Consider the following 18,674-nt stretch of genomic DNA (forward strand, 5'->3'; position numbering starts at 1 on the left):
TGAGTAATCTCCTTTATTGATCAAGCGTTATTTTCGATTTTAATGGAACATAAGAAAGTATATCACTTTTCACAAAAGGAGTCATGAATTATCCTGTATGGATGAAACGAATTCACGGAAGTTTTCTATTTATAACATTTAGCAAAGTTTGAATGAAAAAAGCTTTAAGCGAAATAATCTATTTCTCGGGAAATAGTGACAGAAATCTTATTGATTCTACATTTCTGAAGGAGACTTCATTCCTAATAATCGTAATCCTTCCGCGAGGACAGTCGAAACAGCATGAACCAATGCTAAACGGGAGGCCTGCTGGGAGTCTTCTGAAATGATTTTAGTTTTTCCGTAATAACGATTAAAGCTTTGTGCGGTATCGACTAAATATTTGGCAATGGTTGAAGGCGCATAGTGTTTCCACGCTTTCTCGACCATCTCCGGCAATAATCGTAACTGTTTAATCACTTCCCAGCTTTCAGCATCGTCAAGCCCCTCAAACGTCAATGGAAGGGATTCACCCGCTTTTCTCAGAATGGATTGAGCTCTGGCGTACGTGTATTGAATGTATGGACCTGTTTCACCTTCGAAGGTCAGCATATGTTCCAGGGAGAATTCAATATCGTTCACACGATCATTTTTCAAATCATGAAAGATAATGGCTCCAACCCCAACATCTTTCGCCACCTCTGAAGCATTTATTAAGTGAGGATTCTTCTGCTTAATATTTTCTTCAGCCATATGAATCGCTTCTTTGAGAACCTCTTGGAGTAAAATGACTCTGCCCTTTCTGGTGGACATCTTCTTTCCATCTTTCAAATAAAGTCCAAAGGGGATATGTTTCATATCATCCGCCCAGTTAAACCCGAGTTTCTTTAGTACTTCCATCACTTGTTTGAAATGAATGGTCTGTTCCTGACCAACAACATACAAAGCTTCATCAAAGTGATGCTGACGATGGCGATACAGTGCTGCAGCCAGGTCTCTCGTAGCATAAAGGGTAGCTCCGTCTGACTTCTTGATGAGGCAGGGGGGGAGATTTCCTTCTAAACGAACGACTTTCGCACCTTCAGAGGTTTCTAGAAGGTCATGATCCCGAAGCAATGTCACGACTTCATCCATTTTGTCATTGAAGAACGCTTCGCCATTATAGGAATCAAATTCCACTCCGAGCAACGAGTAAATCGTTTTAAAGGCATGAAGTGATTCCTCTTTAAACCATCTCCAAAGCTCCGTTACTTCCGGATCTCCGTCTTCTAATAGCTTAAAGGCTTTTCTTCCCTCTTTCTCAAGTGAAGGGTCCTTTTCTGCTTCCTCATGAAATTTTTTATATAAAATAAACAATTCAGCAATCGGGTTATCCTTCACTTTTTGTTGGTTTCCCCATTTATTGAATGCGACGATCAATTTCCCGAATTGTGTACCCCAATCACCGATATAATTGATTTTTTCTGTTGTATAGCCGCATTTTTCGGCAATGGTGGCGATGGAATTTCCAATGACTGTGGAGCGTAAATGTCCCATCGAAAATGGTTTCGCGATATTAGGGGAGGACATATCCAATACGATGGTCTTTTGATTTCCAAATTCATGACTTCCGTAATCCGCGCCATTCTCTAATATGGCTGAAACAATTTCCTTACCTGCTTTCACTCCATCAAATCGGATATTAACATAGGGACCAACTGCTTCCACTTTACTGAAAAAGGGAGAGGAGAGGGCATCGGCAATCTCACCTGCAATGACGTGTGGTGCTTTCTTCCATGATTTCGACAGCTGGAAGCACGGAAACGCCAGGTCTCCCAAATGAGAATGTTTTGGCGTTTCAATCAACTCGTAAAGATCATTCTTGTTCCAATCGGACAACACATTTGTGAGCGCATCGGCTACTATTAATTTTAAATCCATCATCAACACCTCCTGATAAAATCAAACACAAAAAAACCCGTCTCTATCCAACATAGAGACGAGTTTAGCTCGCGGTACCACTCTTATTCCCCAAAAAGGGCGCTCATTGTATAACGGGAGATCCCGGTTTTTCCCTACTAACTTCAAGAAAAACTTCTCAGAAGTGCGGTTCACCCCAGGCTTCACACCAGGCTTCCACCATCCCCGGTTCGCTTTCGATCCACGTCAGAATTACTCTCTTCATCTTCGAATATCGTATATAATTACTATCATTTTACACATTCTGGAGATGAATGCAACCTGTAATTAAGAATCTTCTGATGAGAACATATACGTTTTATGATGGAACCTCATACTGAATACAAGTCCCAGGGCCAGCATATTCCCCATAAGAGAGCTTCCCCCATAGCTGATAAAAGGAAGGGGGATCCCGGTAATCGGAAGTAATTGAATCGTCATTCCGATGTTCTGGAACACATGGAATGTAATCATACTGATAATCCCTGCGCATACATAGGCGTTGAACGGTTCTTTCGTGTCTAGAGCCGTTTTCGTCAGATGGTAAATCAACAAGAAGTATAAGCTGATCACGACACTTGCGCCAATAAATCCGTATTCCTCCCCGATCACACTGAAAATAAAGTCGGTATGATTTTCAGGGATATATACTTCTCCATCACTGTAGCCTTTCCCGAAGATCTGGCCGGAGCCAATGGCGTTAAGGGAGTTAATTAAGTGAAAACCTTCTAATTTTGCGTAGTTATAAGGATCTAACCAAGCATAAATACGTCCAAATTGATAAGGCTTTACATTTAAATATTTTTCAAGCAGCTCAGGAGCCCAAATCACAAGTGAAAGGATGATTCCCCCAAGCACTCCGATAGAAGCATATATCGGAACGATCAGCTTCCACGTAATACCTGAAACTAAGATGATTCCGGTCATGATGGCTAAAATGACAAGGGAAGTCCCTAAATCCGGCTGCTTCATAATAAAAGCAAGGGGAAGGAAAGTCGTCGCCCCGATTTTCACTAACAATTGAAAATCTGTCTGTAAGGTTTTACTTGGATTTAGCTCATGATGATTTGTAATGATTCGTGCAAGAACAAGAATTAAGAACGTCTTCATAAATTCTGAAGGCTGTATCGAACCAAGCGGTCCCAGCATGAACCAGCTTTTGGCTCCGTTTCTGTAAGGGGCGATGCTTTCCGGTGAGATGAGTAATACAAGCAGCAGGAAAATCCCTGCACCGTATATGTACCAGGCAAGTCGCTTATACTGATCGGAATCAAGGAATAAGGCTCCACCAATAATAATTCCACCTACGACATACCAAAAAGCCTGTCTTATCACAAAGTTTGTCCCATATTGACCTGAGGTCTGGGCACTGCTTATTCCCATAGCACTAACGATAAAAAACAACATTAATAAAAAGAGAAGACCCCAATCGATCTTGTCAGCAAATCGCTGGCGAGTTTCCATAATCAATTCACCTGAATTTCTAAAGATTTCACATTCCTAGTCTAATAGAAATGAAGGGAAATTTCTACTCATGACCTGATAAAATACGGAAGTTCTGTTGGGATGTGACAGGCATTAAACGACATTTGTCGAAATGAATTCAATGGTAAAGCCCATAGGAGTGGGATTCGAAAGGGGAAGAGTGAAAAGTAATACCATTTTTTACATAATTGTGATCATTATTGTCTTTAGAATATGAGAAGAAAGTGCCGTGCCCTTAAACGCAACTGCGATTCCTTCCATTCCTATAAACCTAAATAGAAATAATTAAAGCCAACGGTCCTGCAATATGTCTATTTTCGACAATTACCTGCGACTTTTGTCATCATTTTGAAATGAAATAGAAAAGAACAAGTACCCTACATATTTGCTAAAATAGAAACTACGAGTTGTGCATCGTGTCAATCAGATGGAGGGAATGTTCTTGAAGGCTAATAATCAGGTTAAAGATATCATCTATGTTCACAAGAATACGGATCGTCAGTATGTCGTTTCCTACGGGATCAATTTCAACGAGTTTGCTTCAAATGCCCGAAAACCATTGAAGAATCTACTTCTAATTAAACATCAGTACGAGCATGGCGCCTTTAATATACATACGCATATGGAGTATGTAGAACAGGATGAAATGAAGAAGATCATGAATGATGGAGTACACAGCTATGGTGATTTCTGTTGGATTGACTTTGAAGAAGAAGTGGGAGTCGACGAATTGAACGGTCAGGAAATCGCGGAGCTTCTTTATATGGGACACGTCAAGCAACCCCTGAACCCTCCTTTTTATTCAAAGTTGAACAATCGTTACGCGTACCTTTCCCATGATGATGGGTGGTTTAATAAGATTTATTATCGGGAATTTGAGGACTTCTATCATATGTTAGGAGCGACGGTTTCTTCGAAATTGAGTACAGTCAAAGGCGGAAAAGGCTTATTTGGTATGAAGAAAGAGAAAGACTATCCTATCATCGGTCAAGAAGTGATTCATTCCTTTAGAGACAAATTAAAAGAAGGCATGGTCATTTCGTTGGAAAAAGCCATACTAACGAGAGGCAAGATAGAGATCCCTATATGGGTGATCGGTGATTATTACGATATGGACGAGATGGCGGAAGATTATAAGCAAATCCGGAAATCACCAGCAAATGGATTATTATCCTATGATCGTAAAACGAAAAGCTGGAGTGCTTTACTTCGGTAACGAGGAATGAAGGAGCGTGAGGGCTTGATAGAAATTCAGTTTCATGACAAATTGGTTCGAGGCGTGTTTCTCGAGCGTCTCAATCGTTTTGTGCTCGAGTGTCAACTTCCTTCAGGTTCAATAGATAAAGTCCACTTACCGGATCCAGGCAGATTAAAAGAACTATTGGTGCGTGGGAACCCGATCTGGCTTCAGGCATCAACCGATCCTAAAAGGAAAACAAAATGGTCAGCCGTCATGACGTATGATGCTCCTAACGATATGTATGTTTCTTTGAATACCCAATATCCGAATCGGTTAGTGCTCGAAGCCTTACAAATGGAAGTGCTGGAAGAGCTAAAGGACTGGCGGTTAGAAAAAGCCGAATTTAAAGTAGGAAGCTCACGCTTTGACTTCTTGCTCACCCACAAACAAAATGAACAAAAATTACTGCTTGAAGTAAAAAGTGTCACCATGGTAGAAGAAGGAATAGGGAAGTTTCCTGATGCCGTCACGTCAAGAGGCGCAAGGCATGTAGAGGAGCTTACACATCTGCAGGCGGAAGGAAGCTATCAATCAGCTGTCCTGTTTATTGCTCAGCGAACGGATTTGCGCGGGATCACTTCCGCTCCTGAAATCGATCCCCATTTTTCCCGGGTCATGGAAGAGGCCGAAGATCAGGGTGTCCGATTTTTCGGAAGAAGCTGTATCGTGACACCAGAGCGTATTTCCTTAAATGGACCTTTACCTGTATATACAAAAAAAGATTGATCTTCACATCCATCATAGCATGTGAAGATCAATCTTTTTTTGTTGCATTTAATCAACCTGTACTTCTGCTTTAGCTTTATAGTCAAGGTCTCCTTTAGCCGTTAACCAAACAGTCAATGTATAGGTACCGCTCCCGACATTGGGGAGAACGACTTTCTGGGAAAATTCTTCACCCTGTCTCACGGTGATCTCCTGGATCGCCTGGGTATACATCTTATTTTTTGAGTCCTTATACACTACTTCACCTTTATCGTTTCTAAGTTCAAAGTCAATGGTTTGTCCTGATGAAAAAACGAAGGTTTTCTCTTGCTCTGTTTGGTTCTTAATCGAATAGACATAGACAGCCTGACCGTTTCCATCTTGTTTCGTTAATGAAGGTTCCATTTCGCCTGCAACAATCCCTTTCTGTACAGAAATATCTTCACCAGCTCCTGAGTTTTTGTCCTCTTTGGTTTGACTGCCGTTTTCTTCACCAGCCGTTCCACAACCTGCTATTCCTGCCATAAGTATTATAAATAACATGAGCATTCGCTTCATGCCAGATCCACCTCCTTACCGTATTAGACAGGGTATATCCCAAAAGGTTACAAGTGTTCCCGAATATGGGCACGATGACACATAGGGATGTGCTGAACTTGTTTCTTTCTTCCTCTACAAGGGCATAGATTTACATATGTAAGGCAGATTACTTTTTTATATCACGAGGTTCAGTACAATAGAATTATAGAAAAAGAACAGAGGAGCAAAGTGTATGAAAAAATGGTTAGCTATTATTTGTGTTATTTCCTTACTCATAGTATCTGCTTGTGGTCCTTCAAATGCAACCGACAGTGTGGAACTTCCCGATGAAGATTGGGAAACCATCACGGCGGAAGCAGAAGGAACGAAAGTGAATCTCTTCATGTGGGGCGGTGACGATGGGATTAACCGTTATATTGATGACTTAGTTGCTCCGATGCTGAAAGATAAAAATAATATCGAGTTAAATCGAGTACCTTTGGACACACAGGAAATTCTGCAAAAACTTCAAACGGAGAAACGGGCAGGAAAGGAAAAAGGAACGATTGATATTGTCTGGATTAATGGAGAAAACTTTAAAAATGCAAAGGAAAATGACTTACTTGCAGGGCCGTTTACAGATAAGCTGCCAAACTTCACGAAATATTACGATACAGAAAGTCAAGCGTTTCAATATGACTTCGGGACGGAAACAGAAGGATATGAAGCACCGTGGGGAAAGGTTCAATTTGTCTTCTTCTATAACAGTGATAAAGTGAAGAATCCCCCGTCCAGCTTCGATGAATTAAAAGCATTCATGAAAGAGCATCCGAGGAAATTCACCTATCCCAATCCGGCTGATTTCACCGGTAATGCATTTCTTCGACATCTTCTTTATGCTAAATCTGACTCGGATTTAGCTCAGTCTTCATTCAACGAAGGATCAGCAGAGAAGATGGGGGAAGAGCTATGGAAAGAGCTGAATGAAATGAAGCCATTCTTGTGGCGAGAAGGAGAAACGTACCCCGCGACATTAACAGACCTTGATAAGTTATATAGCCAGGAAGAGGTTTGGATGACGATGGGATACAACGAAGCAAGGGCAGAGCATCTGATCAAGGATGGAGTGTTCCCTGAAAACACAAAGTCATTTGTTTTAAACGATGTAGGATCGATTGGGAATACTCATTTTCTGGCAATTCCATTCAACAGCCCCAACAAAGAAGGAGCGCTGGTGGCCATCAATGAACTACTCTCTCCTGAAGCTCAGCATGAGAAAGTAAAGCCTGACTACTGGGGTGAGAGTTCACCTATTTCTTATGAAAAGCTGGATGAAAAATGGAGAATTAAATTTATGAGCATAGATCGGGGGGGAAGTGTACTGGAGGCGTCTGTACTCGAAGAGACCTATAGGGGTGAACTGGATGCTGAGTACGTGGAATGGTTAAAGGAGAACTGGATCCGTGAAGTGGCAGAGAGTCAATAACACGTTACTCCTCATTCCCGCCCTACTCTTTTTTATCTTTATTCCTGGACTTGGGATCGTTCTTGCTCTACTGGAAAGCGTAGGGAGTGAAGGGAATATCACATTCGGGCACTACGTAGATTTATTCGAAGAGAAGCGGTTTATGACATCCTTTCTCTTCAGTTTGACTGTGACTTCCATTTCGACCATTCTATCTCTTTGCATTGGACTTGGAATTGTGAAGGCATTCTCATCTTTACTAAAGGAAAATAAATATAAACTACTTGTATGGATTCCGATGCTGGTTCCCCATTTTGTATGGGCTTATCTCGTCTATTTGCTCTTTAATCAAAGTGGTTTTTTCTCCAATGTGTTCGAAATGGGCGGTTGGATCGACGACCGAAGTCAGTTCCCGACCCTGGTCCAGGATCGGAATGGGATCGGAATCATTCTGACGTATGTCTGGAAGGAGGTTCCCTTTGTTACTCTGATGCTGTTACCCGTTTACGCGACGCTTTCTAAAAGCTATAAAGAGATCGCTTCTTTACTGGGTGCGGGTCCTTATAAAGCGTTTTGGGTGGCGGAATGGCCATTTATACTTCCCGTTCTCGTGGAAACCGGAGCGATTCTGTTCGCATTCATTTTTACAGCATATGAAGTGCCCCAGCTTCTGGGAGTGACGTCACCGCAATTGCTGGCTATCCTTGCTTACGACTGGTTTTACAGTGGCAGCTGGAGTGACCGCCCCTTGGCTTTCGCCTCACTCGTATTAGTCGGGCTTAGCATTGGGGGCGTGATGTGGCTCCTTATTTACTTCACAAACAAGAAACGATTGCACATTACAAAAGGGATTCGAAATTAGAGGTGTTCACTTGAGAAAATCGTTATTTTACATCATATCCTTTCTTCTTTTTGTGTTTCCCCTCTTATTTTTAGTTTATAAAAGTTTTTTCGGTGTTTGGAGATGGGGGAGTCCAGTTCCTGTTGTACCTGGTTTAAGGGCGTGGCAAGTGTTAATAAATGAGGGGGAATTCGTGGATTCGATTGGTGCCTCTATCAGGATCGCAATTGTTGTACTGGTGATAAATCTTCTGATTGGTGTTACATCAGGAAGAGTGTTTTCATTATCGTCGTTCAGAGGAAAATCCATCGTTGAAGCACTTCTAATGTTGCCTCTATTCTTACCCGTATTGGTGGTGGCGATCGGACTCCATATTACGTTCATTCGATATGGACTTGCTGATCACTGGACCGGAGTGGCTCTCGTTCACTTAGTGCCCACCATTCCGTATAGTATCAAAATGTTCAAAGCAGGCTATGAGAGGATTGGTACAAAATTAATCGAGCAATCAGCTATGCTTGGAGGCAAAGCTTTTCAACGTTTTTACCATATTGAATTGCCCTTGCTTCTTCCAAGCATTCGAAGTGTCTTATTCCTGACGATTGTAATCAGCCTGAGCCAGTATGTTCTTACAGCGGTTATAGGGGGAGGGAATGTCGTGACGCTCTCGATGGTCTATTATCCTTTTACCGATACGGCAGATGAAGCGGTAATGGCAGCCTTCTCCATCGTGTTCGCACTCATTCCCATCATACTGTACATCATTCTAGAAGGGTGTTTGAAATTCTTACTCCCTTACCAACATCCAAGAGGGAGGAAGAACCTTTGAGTTCATTCATAGAAATTAATCAAATAACCAAATCGTTTAAAGATAAAGAGATTTTAACCAACGTTACGTTCACATTAAATAAAGGAGAGATCCTCACATTGGTTGGAGCGTCCGGGTCTGGTAAATCAACATTCCTTCGCATTCTCTCCGGGTTAGAGTCTGCGACAGAAGGAAACACGTATATTGATGGAAAAGATATCACCTCTTTAAAGCCTCAAAAACGCCCCATTGGGATGGTCTTTCAACAGCCATTATTATTCCCTCATATGAATGTCCTTGAAAATGTCATGTACGGGTTGGAAATGAAGGAACGAAACAAAGGGGAAAACAAGAAAAAAGCCATGAACTATATTGAACGAGTCGGCCTCGGAGAAGTGATGCATCATTATCCTTCTGAGTTATCCGGCGGTCAGCAGCAACGTGTATCCCTGATACGTTCTTTGATTTTGAAGCCGAAGCTTTTGCTTTTAGACGAACCTTTCAGCAGTCTGGATTTGCAGCTCAGGAAGGAACTGAGGCAATGGGTACGGCAGATTTTTAAAGAAGAAGAAACAACCGTCATCTTCGTAACGCATGATCGTGATGAAGCGTATGAACTCGGAGATCGAGTGGCAGTTTTACAGAGTGGCAGGTTCTTGCAGATAGGAACACCGGAGGATATCTATTATCGGCCACACACCCCATTTGTGGCATCTTTCATGAGTGACGGACTCATCCTGAATCAGCAGCAATTCATTCATGCTTCCCACATAAAGGTAAGCTCCACCTTTGCTGAGGCTTCCTTGCCAAGATGGAAAGCAACTGTGCTACAAAAGTTATTTGTAGCAGGGACCAACCTCTATGAAGTATGGGTGGATGAACTGGAGCAAAAGCTAAATCTACCAATTGAATTAGAGGCTTCTACTGAAGATATCTGGCTTTATGCAGAGGAAGTGAGCATCCAAACGTTTCAGAAAGAGGAATAGGAGGGAAGAGAATGAAAAAGAAGGAAGTCGGTAATATCTTGTTGTTCATTACCATATTACTGCTCCTCATGTGGCTGAGCCGGAATTTCTTTAACGTAAAGCCACATGACATCAGAGATTGGATAGTGTCCTTCGGTATTTGGGCTCCTATTGTTTTTGTTGTCGCCTATACGATTCGCCCGCTGATTCTTTTTCCAGCTTCCATCCTCTCATTGGCTGCAGGTCTTGCTTTCGGTGCATTTGAAGGCTTCACCTACATTTTGATCGGAGCTTTAGGTGGTGCAACGGTAGCCTATTATACTGCAAGATTCCTTGGGGCAAAACTATTAAAAAGACCATCTCCACGTATGATTAAGATCCGCGAGAAGATGGAGGAGAACGGTTTTGTTTATGTATTACTATTACGGCTCGTCCCTTTTTTAAACTTCGATCTCATCAGTTACCTTGCCGGCATGGGAAAGGTGAGATACATCCCATTCATCTTCGCTACAGCCATCGGGATCTTACCTGGTACGTTTGGGTATGTATTTCTGGGGTCAAGCTTGGTAGGAGAAGATCGAACGAATGTATATATTGCTATCGGCTTTTTCTTGATGATGATCATCGTGCCTTTAATCTTTAAGAAAAAAATGAAAGACTGGCTGGGATTATCGAGTAAAGATGACAAGTAAAGGATGGGAAACACATGTTAGATACGCATGCCCGTAAGTTGGTGCAGCCAAGTATAGAGGGAACAGCACGTTTGCTTTTAAAAAGGGGATTATCAGCCAATCAAGTAACGTTGATTGCTTTTATAGTAGGCTCAGCTACAGGTCTGGTTTATTATTTTGGATTCCCGATCTTAGCCGTTATCATATTATGGGTATCCGGCTTTTTGGACGCAGTCGATGGTACCATGGCCCGATTAACCAAGCCATCCCCCTTTGGAACAGTCATGGATGTCACCTTTGATCGAATCGTCGAGATCAGTGTCATTCTGGGCGTTGCTTTCATACACCCAGAGATTATGTGGGCGCTTCTTTTACTAAGTGTATCCATCATTATTTCCATGACCATTTTCTTGACAGTCGGAGCCGTATCGGAGAAACAGGGAATGAAATCTTTTTATTATCAGGCAGGACTTGCTGAAAGGACGGAAGGATTCATTCTGTTCAGCGTCATGATGCTATTTCCGTCCATCGTCCTGTGGACCACCTTACTTTTTTTTGCAGTGGAATTGTACACGGGCTTACAGCGATTTTTAGAAGCGAAACGATTACTTTCATAAGGAGAGATCAAGATGGATCAATACGATTTGATAGTAATAGGAGGAGGGGCAGGTGGACTAACCGTCGCATCAGGAGCCGCGTCTCTTGGAGCAAAAGTCGCCCTCATCGAAAAGAGCGGTCTTCTCGGCGGAGACTGCCTGCACTTTGGGTGCGTTCCATCCAAGGCATTCATCCAATCTGCGAGAGAAGTGGCTGTGATCCGGGCAAGCAATGACTATGGTTTCGAAACAAAGGGTTCAGTCGATATGAAAAAGGTAAAGGAGAGAGTCACAGAAGCCATTGCCCATATTCAACAACATGACGATCCCGATCGATTCCTGCAATTAGGGGTCGATATTTACTTTGGCGGAGCAGAGTTTATTGATCCTCACACGATTTTAGTGGAAAAAGAGGACCGGATATCCGGGAAGAGAATAGTCGTTGCAACAGGGTCAAGTCCGCTCATTCCTGGGATTGAAGGCTTGGAAGACGTTGAGTATCATACGAATGAAACTGTTTTTGAAGTAGATGAACTGCCCCGCCGAGTCGTGTTTATCGGAGGAGGTCCGATTGGTTTAGAGCTGGCACAAGCATTCTCTCATTTGGGATCAGAAACCGTTGTCCTTGAGAAGCACGATGAGATTCTGGGGAAGGAAGATAAGGAAATCCGTGAAGCAGCAACATGTATATTGGAAAAGGATATTCGGTTTATCTATGGAGCGGACATTAAATGTGTTTCGGAGCGGGATGGACAGAAAGTGGTTCAATATGTGAAAGACGGCGTAGAGCAATCTGTGGATGGAAACTTATTATTCCTGGCAACGGGCCGCAAACCTGGGACAGAATCTTTGAATCTTCCCGCTGCGGGAGTTGAGGTAGATGCCCGGGGCTTCATCAAAGTAAATGACGAACTAAGAACGAACCATTCTCATATCTTCGCCATCGGGGACGTCAATGGTCAATACCCTTTCACCCATGGGGCAGGAATGGAAGGGAAGCTTGTCGTCCAAAATGCCGTATTCGGTTTGAAACGTAAAGTTTCTTACAACAAACTTCCATGGACAACCTATACCACACCTGAGATCTTTCATATCGGGCTAACAGAGGAAGAGGCTGTGGAACAAGGTTTAGAGTACAAAGTTTATAAAAAAACATTAGACGAAGTTGATCGGTTCGTAGCAGACCATAACACAGATGGCCTCGTCAAAATCATCACAGACGGAAGCGGGAAGATTCTCGGTGCCCACGCAGTCGGTTCCGGCGCAGGAGACTGGATGCAACCCGTCGTGTTCGCCATGCAAAAAGGAAGCAAAATCGGCGCACTGTCCAATATGGTCTATCCCTACCCGAATCACGCTGCAGCCGTACAGCAGGTTGCGGATCTGTATTGGAGAGAGAAGCTGTTCGAGGGTGTGCTGCCTGTGATTAGTAAGAAGTTTGTTGAAATTTTTAGATGAGAGATATCGAAGGCGCGACTGCTGGGAGGCGGTTGCGTTTTTTTGTTGATATGGAGTGTGTTCAACAATTTGGCACAATAAATCCCGCAAGAGGCACAACAAACTTCAAAAGTGGCACAAGTTTGTGGGAAAGTGGCACAACACAAAACAGCATAGTCTAAAATACATATTATATTTGGATTTTTAAAGGTTTTTTCATGCCGGTGTCGAATAGGTTAAGGTAAGAAAAAGAAGGAGTTGATAAATTGATCGCTAAAAACAGGGAAATCCCACGTAGAATCTTGATGAATGAAGCATTAATAGAGAGGCTGACGCCAATCCATTATCTCTTGCAGGTCATTAAAACAGATCTGGCCAAACGAAAGGCAGGTTACCGAGGAGAGTTGCAGTTAGATTACCATTTGCAGTTTATTTCTAAAGATAAGAATATAATGATCTTGCATGATCTCCGTTTAGAAATAGAGGCCGTTACTTCCAAATCGATACCCTCCTCCTGACTTCATATCTCGTCATTGTATTAGAAGTGAAACACATATCTGGAACCTACACGTTAGATTCAAGGTTCGACCAGGCTATTCGCAAGCTTGCAGATAAAGAGGAGGCTTTCAGCCATCCTGTCACCCAGGTTGAGCGTCAGAAAAAGCAGTTGATTCGATGGTTCACAAAAATGAAGGTCCCCTCAATCCCGATCGCCACGCTTGTAGTTATGACAAATCTTGAATACCACTTCACAAAATGAAAAATATCATAATGTTGTCAGAGTGGAAAATGTAGAAGAGCGAATCCTCTCGCTTCTCACCTACTACCATAAAGAACATTTTCCCATTAAACAAGTAAGAAAATTATCCAACTTATTAGTGAAAAAGCATGCACCTCTAATAGCCTTTCCTGATGAAATATATGGCATATCCACAGGGGAATTAATAACAGGGGTACAATGTCCGGAGTGTCAACATTTGCCCATGTTAAGAAAATATGGGCATTGGCATTGCCTAATGTGCAGTGGAAAATCCAAAGACGCACACATTTCGGCACTACGGGACTATTCCTTGTTACTATCTCAACAAATAACAAACAAACAAGTAAGAAATTTTCTCCACCTGGAATCGAGAAAGACCGCACTTAATATACTTCATTCCTTGAACCTCCACTCAACAGGGGGGACAAACAATAAAACCTATCATTTCACCCTCCATACCGCCCCACAAACCGCACATCAATCCAATTCTTCAACCGCCAGGCCCAGCCGCTGACCAATGAAAATGATCCGTACGTTAAAAAGCCTCGTTTATCTCCTATCGACATGATTGCAAGGTAGCGTTTTTGAGGCTCAAAGGGAATGATTTTACCGTTCACCGCTGCCCCGTTCAGGTTCTTCCACAGGACAGGTCCTTGGCGTACCGCTGTCACCCCATTTTTCGGAATATCGGGAAAGTCCTTTAAAGTGGCGCAGTCGCCCGTAGCAAATACGTTCGGGTATTCGACGGATTGAAGATAGCTGTTCACCATTAGAAAGCCTTTTTCATTTGTCGGTAAAATACTGCTCCCAAATAGTGGCGGAGCTTTTGGCCCACCTAAGAAGATGACTTCATCGTAGTCGATACTTGTTCCGTCACCTGTATACACGTGAGTTTCATCTACTATATCTACGCGTCCCTGATATAGCTCTACCCCTTTTGAAAGGGTAACACCGGTTATTTTTTTTGAAGAATAAGATCCGGCTTTTTCTAAGAGGGGGGAGGAATGAACAACCGTTACCAAATGATCCTTAAAGCCGTTGTCTATTTTCCATGCCTTCAATGACAACGCCATTTCAATACTCGCTGCCCCGCCACCGATAAAGACGGTTCTCCTGCTGCTATGCAACTTCTCTATTTGCTCAGGGAATCGATAGTTTGGTTTGATTGGAAGATTGTGTTCATGTAAGCCCTCGATTTCCAATGAGTCGTTACGGGATCCAATGTCGAAGGAAACAAAGTCGTAAGTGAAAATGTCCCCTTTGTCCGTTAGAAGGTACTGTTGATCAGGATCGATCGATAGAACGGTTCTTTCGACGAATTCACATTCAGCGTCCTCACACAATCTCTCTAGATCGATTCGCGTTTCCTCTAACGAGTAGATTCCTTCCGTGTAACCAGAGAACATTCCTGAATAATATTGATAACGTGAAGGGGAAATGAGGACCCACTTCACGTTATCATCCTGATTTTCTATCCGTTTTTTTAAACAATGCAGGTGACTGTGTCCTCCACCGACTAAGATGATTGTTTTCATAATGAATCTCCTTTATAGAGGCCGTTGTTCTTCCCATTCCTCTCGAATCATGCCCATACGGATGGAATCGTAGTAGACACCATTGTAATAACGGCATTTACGCATTCTTCCTTCGAGTTTCATCCCGATTTTCTCTGCCGCCTTCATCATCCGTTCATTTCCTGACCATGTGGTGATGCCAACACGGCCAATTTCCTTTGATTGAAACAGGTGATCCACCCAGAGGGATAACGCTTCTGTTCCATAGCCTCCGTTCCAATAGGAAGGGTCATAAATGACGATGCCTGCTTCAAGCCATCTGGTAGGTTCGTACTCCCAATAATATCCAATGGTTCCAATGATGGTTCCGTCTACTTCAATGATGCGCTGGAATTCATCGCTGCGGCTTTTATTTTTTTTGGATGATTTTATGTACTCTTCACGTGTTAAGCGTTTATGTTCAAAATAAGGGGCGTCCCATTTTTTCCATTCTGGAGAGGGATCTCCATAAATATAGTCCCATAGAGTAGGAAGATCTCTTTCTTCTATTTTTCTAAGTGTTACACGATGACCGGTTATTTTCAATTCATGAGCACTCCTTTAATATGTAATATTTCCATTATACAGAAAATAGAGTTCTCATGAGGAGTTCGTTTAATCGAATAAAAAGAATGGATGCCAGTTATGAATTATGGAAGCGGAAAAGGCACTTGAAGCACATCCCGATAAAATGTTCATCCTTGAGGGAAAGAGACAAGAAGTAGAAGAATCCCTTCAACAAGAAAACAGATGAGGCTGGGACAAAACTAAAAAACCACCAAATAAAGACGAACATTTCAGTGTAGGCACTTAATGCCGCTAATGATTTCCGTGCAAGACTTCGCTTTCCGCGGGTAGCCCGTGAGCCTCCTCGGCAAGCCTGCGGGGTCTCACATAAGCTACTCTTCCCGCAGGAGTCTTCGTCTTGCACTCCAATCAACCGCTAGAAAGAGCTACATCTAAATGTCCATTTGAACAAATTAAAAACCCGAACTAATTTGCCACTTAGAATGCAAATTAGTTCGGGTTTTAGTTAGGCTAAAACACTTTTGTCCCAGCCTCTTCTATATATCAGCTTGCTTTTATTTTAGAAAGAGGTACTTTTTTTTTCTGTGTAAGCTTGTCCACAATCGACGTAATCGCACCATCACCTGTTACGTTACACGCTGTACCGAAGCTGTCTTGTGCAAGGTAAAGGGCGATCATGAGGGATGTCATTGTTGGACCAAAGCCTAACATCGTCTCAAGTAAACCCAGGGCAGCCATGACAGCTCCACCCGGAACACCAGGTGCCGCAATCATCGTGATTCCAAGCATCAGAATAAATGGAAACAGCTGAATGAACTGTAACGCTTCTCCTTGAATGAACATAACCGCCATGGCACAGCTGACAAGGGTAATCGTGCTACCTGATAAATGGATCGTTGCAAGCAGTGGCACAGAGAAGTCCGCAATGCTTTCTCTTGAACCGATTTTCTTTGAGCGCTCAAGCGTCACGGGAATCGTAGAAGCCGATGATTGAGTCCCGAGTGCGGTAAAGTAAGCTGGGAGCATGCTTTTCATCATAGAAAGCGGGTTTTGTTTTCTTAAAGTTCCAGCAGTTGTATATTGTAAAATTAAAAAGACTACATGTAAAAGAATGATCATAACAAATACTTTAGCGAATACAGACATGATGGCACTAACTTGTCCACCTTGAGTCATGTTCGCGAAAATTCCAAGAATATGAACCGGTAAGAGCGGAATAATGATTTTTTCAATCACAAGTTCAATGATGTTTCTGAATTCATTCATGCCCTTTTGAAGAGCGTCTCCCTTAATGGCTGCCATTCCAAGACCAATGGTGAAGGCGATGAGTAGAGCCGTCATTACGCCCATTACTGGTGGCATCTCCACTGTGAAGAACCCTTTTAGAAGAGCTTCTTCGGGATTTTCAAATGATTGAGACGTTTGATTTGCTAACAAAGTTGGGTAAATAGACTTCGCAACCGCAAAGGCGAGTAAACCGGCTAACACCGTGGAACCATATGCGAGAGCTGTGGTTAAACCGAGAAGCTTACCAGCTCCTTTACCCATGGATCCAATTCCTGGAGCAATAAATCCAATAATGATTAATGGAATAGCGAATCCTAGGAAATTACCGAATAATCCATTAAACGTAACGAAGATTTTAACGAACCACTCTGGTGCAAACGCTCCAATGACAATACCTAAAGCAATACCTAATAGGATCTTAGGCAGTAAACCTAGCTTTCTCATCCTGGTGTCCTCCTTGAAAATACAAATGTTTTTAATAGAAAGATTGTACACTTTATAGGGGGATATTTTAATAGCTTTTCAAATAGGCGAAATCTTAAATGTATTCAGAATAATGTTATCAACTCCCTGTCGCAGGACTAGTTTTCCTTTGCATACATATATAATGGGCCTTACTTAATGTCTTTCGAATCAAGACAAATGTGGTAATTTTTATTTTCCATAGGAATCATTCTTTCCCTTTCCGATGAAAGTGATAAAATAGAAACATCTATTGTGAATATTGGAGGTAACTCATACATGAAAACGAAGTTATGCTTACTGTACGGCGGTAAATCTGCTGAACATAATGTATCCTTGCAAACAGCCAAGGCCGTGATCGGAGCCCTGGACTTAAATAAATATGAAATTCACCCTATTTTCATCTCTACGGAAGGCGGGTGGATCAAAGGTCCACAACTGAATGCTCCCGTTGAAGATGTGAAAGCATTACAGTTTAAGGATGGGGAAGAAATTGCCCCTAATGCCTTAAGTACATCCATCACTCCTTCTGGGTCTGTTGGGTACGACATGATCTTCCCATTGCTTCACGGACCGAATGGGGAAGACGGTACGGTTCAGGGGATGCTTGAACTGTTAAATCTTCCGTATGTAGGGAATGGCGTTCTTGCCTCATCTGCTGGAATGGATAAAGTCATCATGAAGAATTTATTTGCTCAAGCAGGCATTCCGCAAGTCAATTACACATGGTTCATCCGCAGCACATGGAAAGGGAACCCTGAGTCTACTTACAAACAAGTGGAAGATGAGATTGGCTATCCATGTTTTGTAAAACCAGCTAACTTAGGTTCATCAGTAGGAATCAGCAAATGTACGTCCCGTGAAGAACTGCAGACTGCCTTCGAGGAAGCGTTCCAGTTTGACCGTAAAATTATCATCGAAGAAGGTGTGAAAGCACGTGAAATTGAGCTTGGTGTATTAGGGAATGACCAACCGGAGTGCTCAGTTGCGGGCGAAATCGTACCGAAAAAAGACTTCTATGATTACAAAGCGAAATATGAAGACGGAGATACTGCCCTCATCATTCCTGCAGAAGTAGAAGGAAGCATTTACAATGAAATGAAGAATATCGCGATTCAATCTTATAAAGCCCTGGATTGTTCAGGACTTGTGCGTGCGGACTTCTTCTTAACAGAAGATGGTCAGATTTATATGAATGAAGTCAACACAATGCCCGGCTTCACACCATTCAGTATGTTCCCGCTTCTATGGAAGCACACTGGGGTAGACTATCCTACCCTGATCGGAAAATTAGTAGAGCTTGGCTTAGAACGTTATCAAGAAAAACAAACAATTAAACATACGATGTAACACGCGATACTTGGGACTGACCAGAAGATTCACCGTCTAAAGGCAGTCCCTGCTCTGTTTTTATTAAAAAGAGTAAAAGGAGAAA

Annotated in this window: 19 protein-coding genes and 1 other annotated feature; of the genes, 13 read left to right on the forward strand and 6 right to left on the reverse strand. The window is 42.5% G+C overall.

The features are described from left to right. Positions 1–216: 216 nt before the first annotated feature. Positions 217–1,899, reverse strand: a complete 1,683-nt coding sequence (gene argS, locus F0342_RS22015) for an arginine--tRNA ligase (RefSeq protein WP_149157958.1) — start codon at positions 1,897–1,899, stop codon at positions 217–219. A 51-nt stretch (positions 1,900–1,950) separates the two neighbouring features. Next, positions 1,951–2,155, reverse strand: a binding site (T-box leader). A 50-nt stretch (positions 2,156–2,205) separates the two neighbouring features. After that, entirely contained in the window at positions 2,206–3,381 is a 1,176-nt protein-coding gene (locus tag F0342_RS22020) for an FtsW/RodA/SpoVE family cell cycle protein (protein WP_149157959.1), read from the reverse strand. A 457-nt stretch (positions 3,382–3,838) separates the two neighbouring features. Between F0342_RS22020 and F0342_RS22025 the strand changes: the two genes are divergently transcribed. Both F0342_RS22025 and sfsA read left to right on the forward strand, forming a co-directional pair. Then, on the forward strand, positions 3,839–4,618 hold the full coding sequence (locus tag F0342_RS22025; RefSeq protein ID WP_149157996.1) for a hypothetical protein: 780 nt from the start codon (positions 3,839–3,841) through the stop codon (positions 4,616–4,618). A 24-nt stretch (positions 4,619–4,642) separates the two neighbouring features. Further along, positions 4,643–5,368, forward strand: coding sequence for a DNA/RNA nuclease SfsA (sfsA, locus tag F0342_RS22030; protein WP_262481852.1), 726 nt, complete (start codon positions 4,643–4,645; stop codon positions 5,366–5,368). A 48-nt stretch (positions 5,369–5,416) separates the two neighbouring features. Here the strand turns inward: sfsA and F0342_RS22035 are convergent, their stop codons facing one another. Further along, complete coding sequence (locus F0342_RS22035; RefSeq protein ID WP_149157961.1) at positions 5,417–5,905, reverse strand: BsuPI-related putative proteinase inhibitor; 489 nt, start codon at positions 5,903–5,905, stop codon at positions 5,417–5,419. 214 nt (positions 5,906–6,119) lie between these two features. Here F0342_RS22035 and F0342_RS22040 point away from each other — a divergent pair, with 214 nt between their 5' ends. The 10 genes from F0342_RS22040 to F0342_RS25090 all read left to right on the forward strand — a co-directional run bounded on the left by F0342_RS22040 (position 6,120) and on the right by F0342_RS25090 (position 13,796). Beyond that, positions 6,120–7,352 (forward strand): ABC transporter substrate-binding protein, encoded by a 1,233-nt coding sequence (locus F0342_RS22040; RefSeq protein ID WP_149157962.1) that lies wholly within the window; start codon positions 6,120–6,122, stop codon positions 7,350–7,352. After that, positions 7,330–8,193 carry an ABC transporter permease gene (locus F0342_RS22045; protein WP_149157963.1) on the forward strand — a complete coding sequence of 288 codons (864 nt, stop codon included), beginning with the start codon at positions 7,330–7,332 and terminating at the stop codon, positions 8,191–8,193. The genes F0342_RS22040 and F0342_RS22045 overlap by 23 nt, the downstream gene beginning before the upstream one ends. Before the next feature lie 172 nt (positions 8,194–8,365). Further along, a complete protein-coding gene (locus tag F0342_RS22050; protein WP_262481853.1) occupies positions 8,366–9,001 on the forward strand; it encodes an ABC transporter permease in 636 nt (211 codons plus the stop codon). Further along, on the forward strand, positions 8,998–9,966 hold the full coding sequence (locus F0342_RS22055; RefSeq protein ID WP_188048663.1) for an ABC transporter ATP-binding protein: 969 nt from the start codon (positions 8,998–9,000) through the stop codon (positions 9,964–9,966). Before F0342_RS22050 ends, F0342_RS22055 begins: the two co-directional genes overlap by 4 nt. Positions 9,967–9,977: 11 nt before the next feature. Further along, positions 9,978–10,637 carry a TVP38/TMEM64 family protein gene (locus F0342_RS22060; RefSeq protein WP_149157966.1) on the forward strand — a complete coding sequence of 220 codons (660 nt, stop codon included), beginning with the start codon at positions 9,978–9,980 and terminating at the stop codon, positions 10,635–10,637. Between the two features lie 14 nt (positions 10,638–10,651). Continuing rightward, positions 10,652–11,233 (forward strand): CDP-alcohol phosphatidyltransferase family protein, encoded by a 582-nt coding sequence (locus tag F0342_RS22065; protein ID WP_149157967.1) that lies wholly within the window; start codon positions 10,652–10,654, stop codon positions 11,231–11,233. A gap of 12 nt (positions 11,234–11,245) precedes the next feature. After that, a complete protein-coding gene (locus tag F0342_RS22070; protein ID WP_149157968.1) occupies positions 11,246–12,670 on the forward strand; it encodes a dihydrolipoyl dehydrogenase family protein in 1,425 nt (474 codons plus the stop codon). A 245-nt stretch (positions 12,671–12,915) separates the two neighbouring features. Next, the gene (locus F0342_RS22075) at positions 12,916–13,167 is read left to right on the forward strand and encodes a hypothetical protein (protein WP_149157969.1); all 252 of its coding nucleotides are present in this window, start codon (positions 12,916–12,918) and stop codon (positions 13,165–13,167) included. 14 nt (positions 13,168–13,181) lie between these two features. After that, positions 13,182–13,409 carry a nuclease-related domain-containing protein gene (locus F0342_RS25775; protein WP_395940717.1) on the forward strand — a complete coding sequence of 76 codons (228 nt, stop codon included), beginning with the start codon at positions 13,182–13,184 and terminating at the stop codon, positions 13,407–13,409. A gap of 198 nt (positions 13,410–13,607) precedes the next feature. Beyond that, positions 13,608–13,796: a hypothetical protein gene (locus F0342_RS25090; RefSeq protein WP_188048664.1), complete on the forward strand. Its 189-nt coding sequence runs from the start codon at positions 13,608–13,610 to the stop codon at positions 13,794–13,796. A 59-nt stretch (positions 13,797–13,855) separates the two neighbouring features. On the opposite strand, the gene F0342_RS22085 is transcribed toward F0342_RS25090, so the two are convergent. The 3 genes from F0342_RS22085 to F0342_RS22100 all read right to left on the reverse strand — a co-directional run bounded on the left by F0342_RS22085 (position 13,856) and on the right by F0342_RS22100 (position 17,221). Further along, positions 13,856–14,944, reverse strand: coding sequence for an NAD(P)/FAD-dependent oxidoreductase (locus F0342_RS22085; RefSeq protein ID WP_149157970.1), 1,089 nt, complete (start codon positions 14,942–14,944; stop codon positions 13,856–13,858). 12 nt (positions 14,945–14,956) lie between these two features. Then, entirely contained in the window at positions 14,957–15,508 is a 552-nt protein-coding gene (locus F0342_RS22090; RefSeq protein ID WP_149157971.1) for a GNAT family N-acetyltransferase, read from the reverse strand. Positions 15,509–16,033: 525 nt separating this feature from the next. Further along, positions 16,034–17,221: a dicarboxylate/amino acid:cation symporter gene (locus tag F0342_RS22100; RefSeq protein WP_149157973.1), complete on the reverse strand. Its 1,188-nt coding sequence runs from the start codon at positions 17,219–17,221 to the stop codon at positions 16,034–16,036. A 297-nt stretch (positions 17,222–17,518) separates the two neighbouring features. On the opposite strand from F0342_RS22100, the gene F0342_RS22105 reads away from it, so the two are divergent. Continuing rightward, positions 17,519–18,589, forward strand: coding sequence for a D-alanine--D-alanine ligase (locus F0342_RS22105; RefSeq protein ID WP_149157974.1), 1,071 nt, complete (start codon positions 17,519–17,521; stop codon positions 18,587–18,589). Positions 18,590–18,674: the final 85 nt, after the last annotated feature.

The sequence above is a fragment of the Bacillus sp. CH30_1T genome (assembly GCF_008364765.1).
Lineage (GTDB): Bacteria > Bacillota > Bacilli > Bacillales > Bacillaceae_B > Rossellomorea.

Excerpts from the sequence above, each read along its gene's own strand:
- argS (WP_149157958.1), bottom strand. The coding sequence starts at position 1,899 with ATGGATTTAAAATTAATAGTAGCCGATGCGCTCACAAATGTGTTGTCC.
- F0342_RS22020 (WP_149157959.1), bottom strand. The coding sequence starts at position 3,381 with ATGGAAACTCGCCAGCGATTTGCTGACAAGATCGATTGGGGTCTTCTC.
- F0342_RS22025 (WP_149157996.1), top strand. The coding sequence starts at position 3,839 with ATGTTCTTGAAGGCTAATAATCAGGTTAAAGATATCATCTATGTTCAC.
- F0342_RS22035 (WP_149157961.1), bottom strand. The coding sequence starts at position 5,905 with ATGAAGCGAATGCTCATGTTATTTATAATACTTATGGCAGGAATAGCA.
- F0342_RS22040 (WP_149157962.1), top strand. The coding sequence starts at position 6,120 with ATGAAAAAATGGTTAGCTATTATTTGTGTTATTTCCTTACTCATAGTA.
- F0342_RS22060 (WP_149157966.1), top strand. The coding sequence starts at position 9,978 with ATGAAAAAGAAGGAAGTCGGTAATATCTTGTTGTTCATTACCATATTA.
- F0342_RS22065 (WP_149157967.1), top strand. The coding sequence starts at position 10,652 with ATGTTAGATACGCATGCCCGTAAGTTGGTGCAGCCAAGTATAGAGGGA.
- F0342_RS22070 (WP_149157968.1), top strand. The coding sequence starts at position 11,246 with ATGGATCAATACGATTTGATAGTAATAGGAGGAGGGGCAGGTGGACTA.
- F0342_RS25090 (WP_188048664.1), top strand. The coding sequence starts at position 13,608 with ATGTCCGGAGTGTCAACATTTGCCCATGTTAAGAAAATATGGGCATTG.
- F0342_RS22085 (WP_149157970.1), bottom strand. The coding sequence starts at position 14,944 with ATGAAAACAATCATCTTAGTCGGTGGAGGACACAGTCACCTGCATTGT.
- F0342_RS22100 (WP_149157973.1), bottom strand. The coding sequence starts at position 17,221 with ATGAGAAAGCTAGGTTTACTGCCTAAGATCCTATTAGGTATTGCTTTA.
- F0342_RS22105 (WP_149157974.1), top strand. The coding sequence starts at position 17,519 with ATGAAAACGAAGTTATGCTTACTGTACGGCGGTAAATCTGCTGAACAT.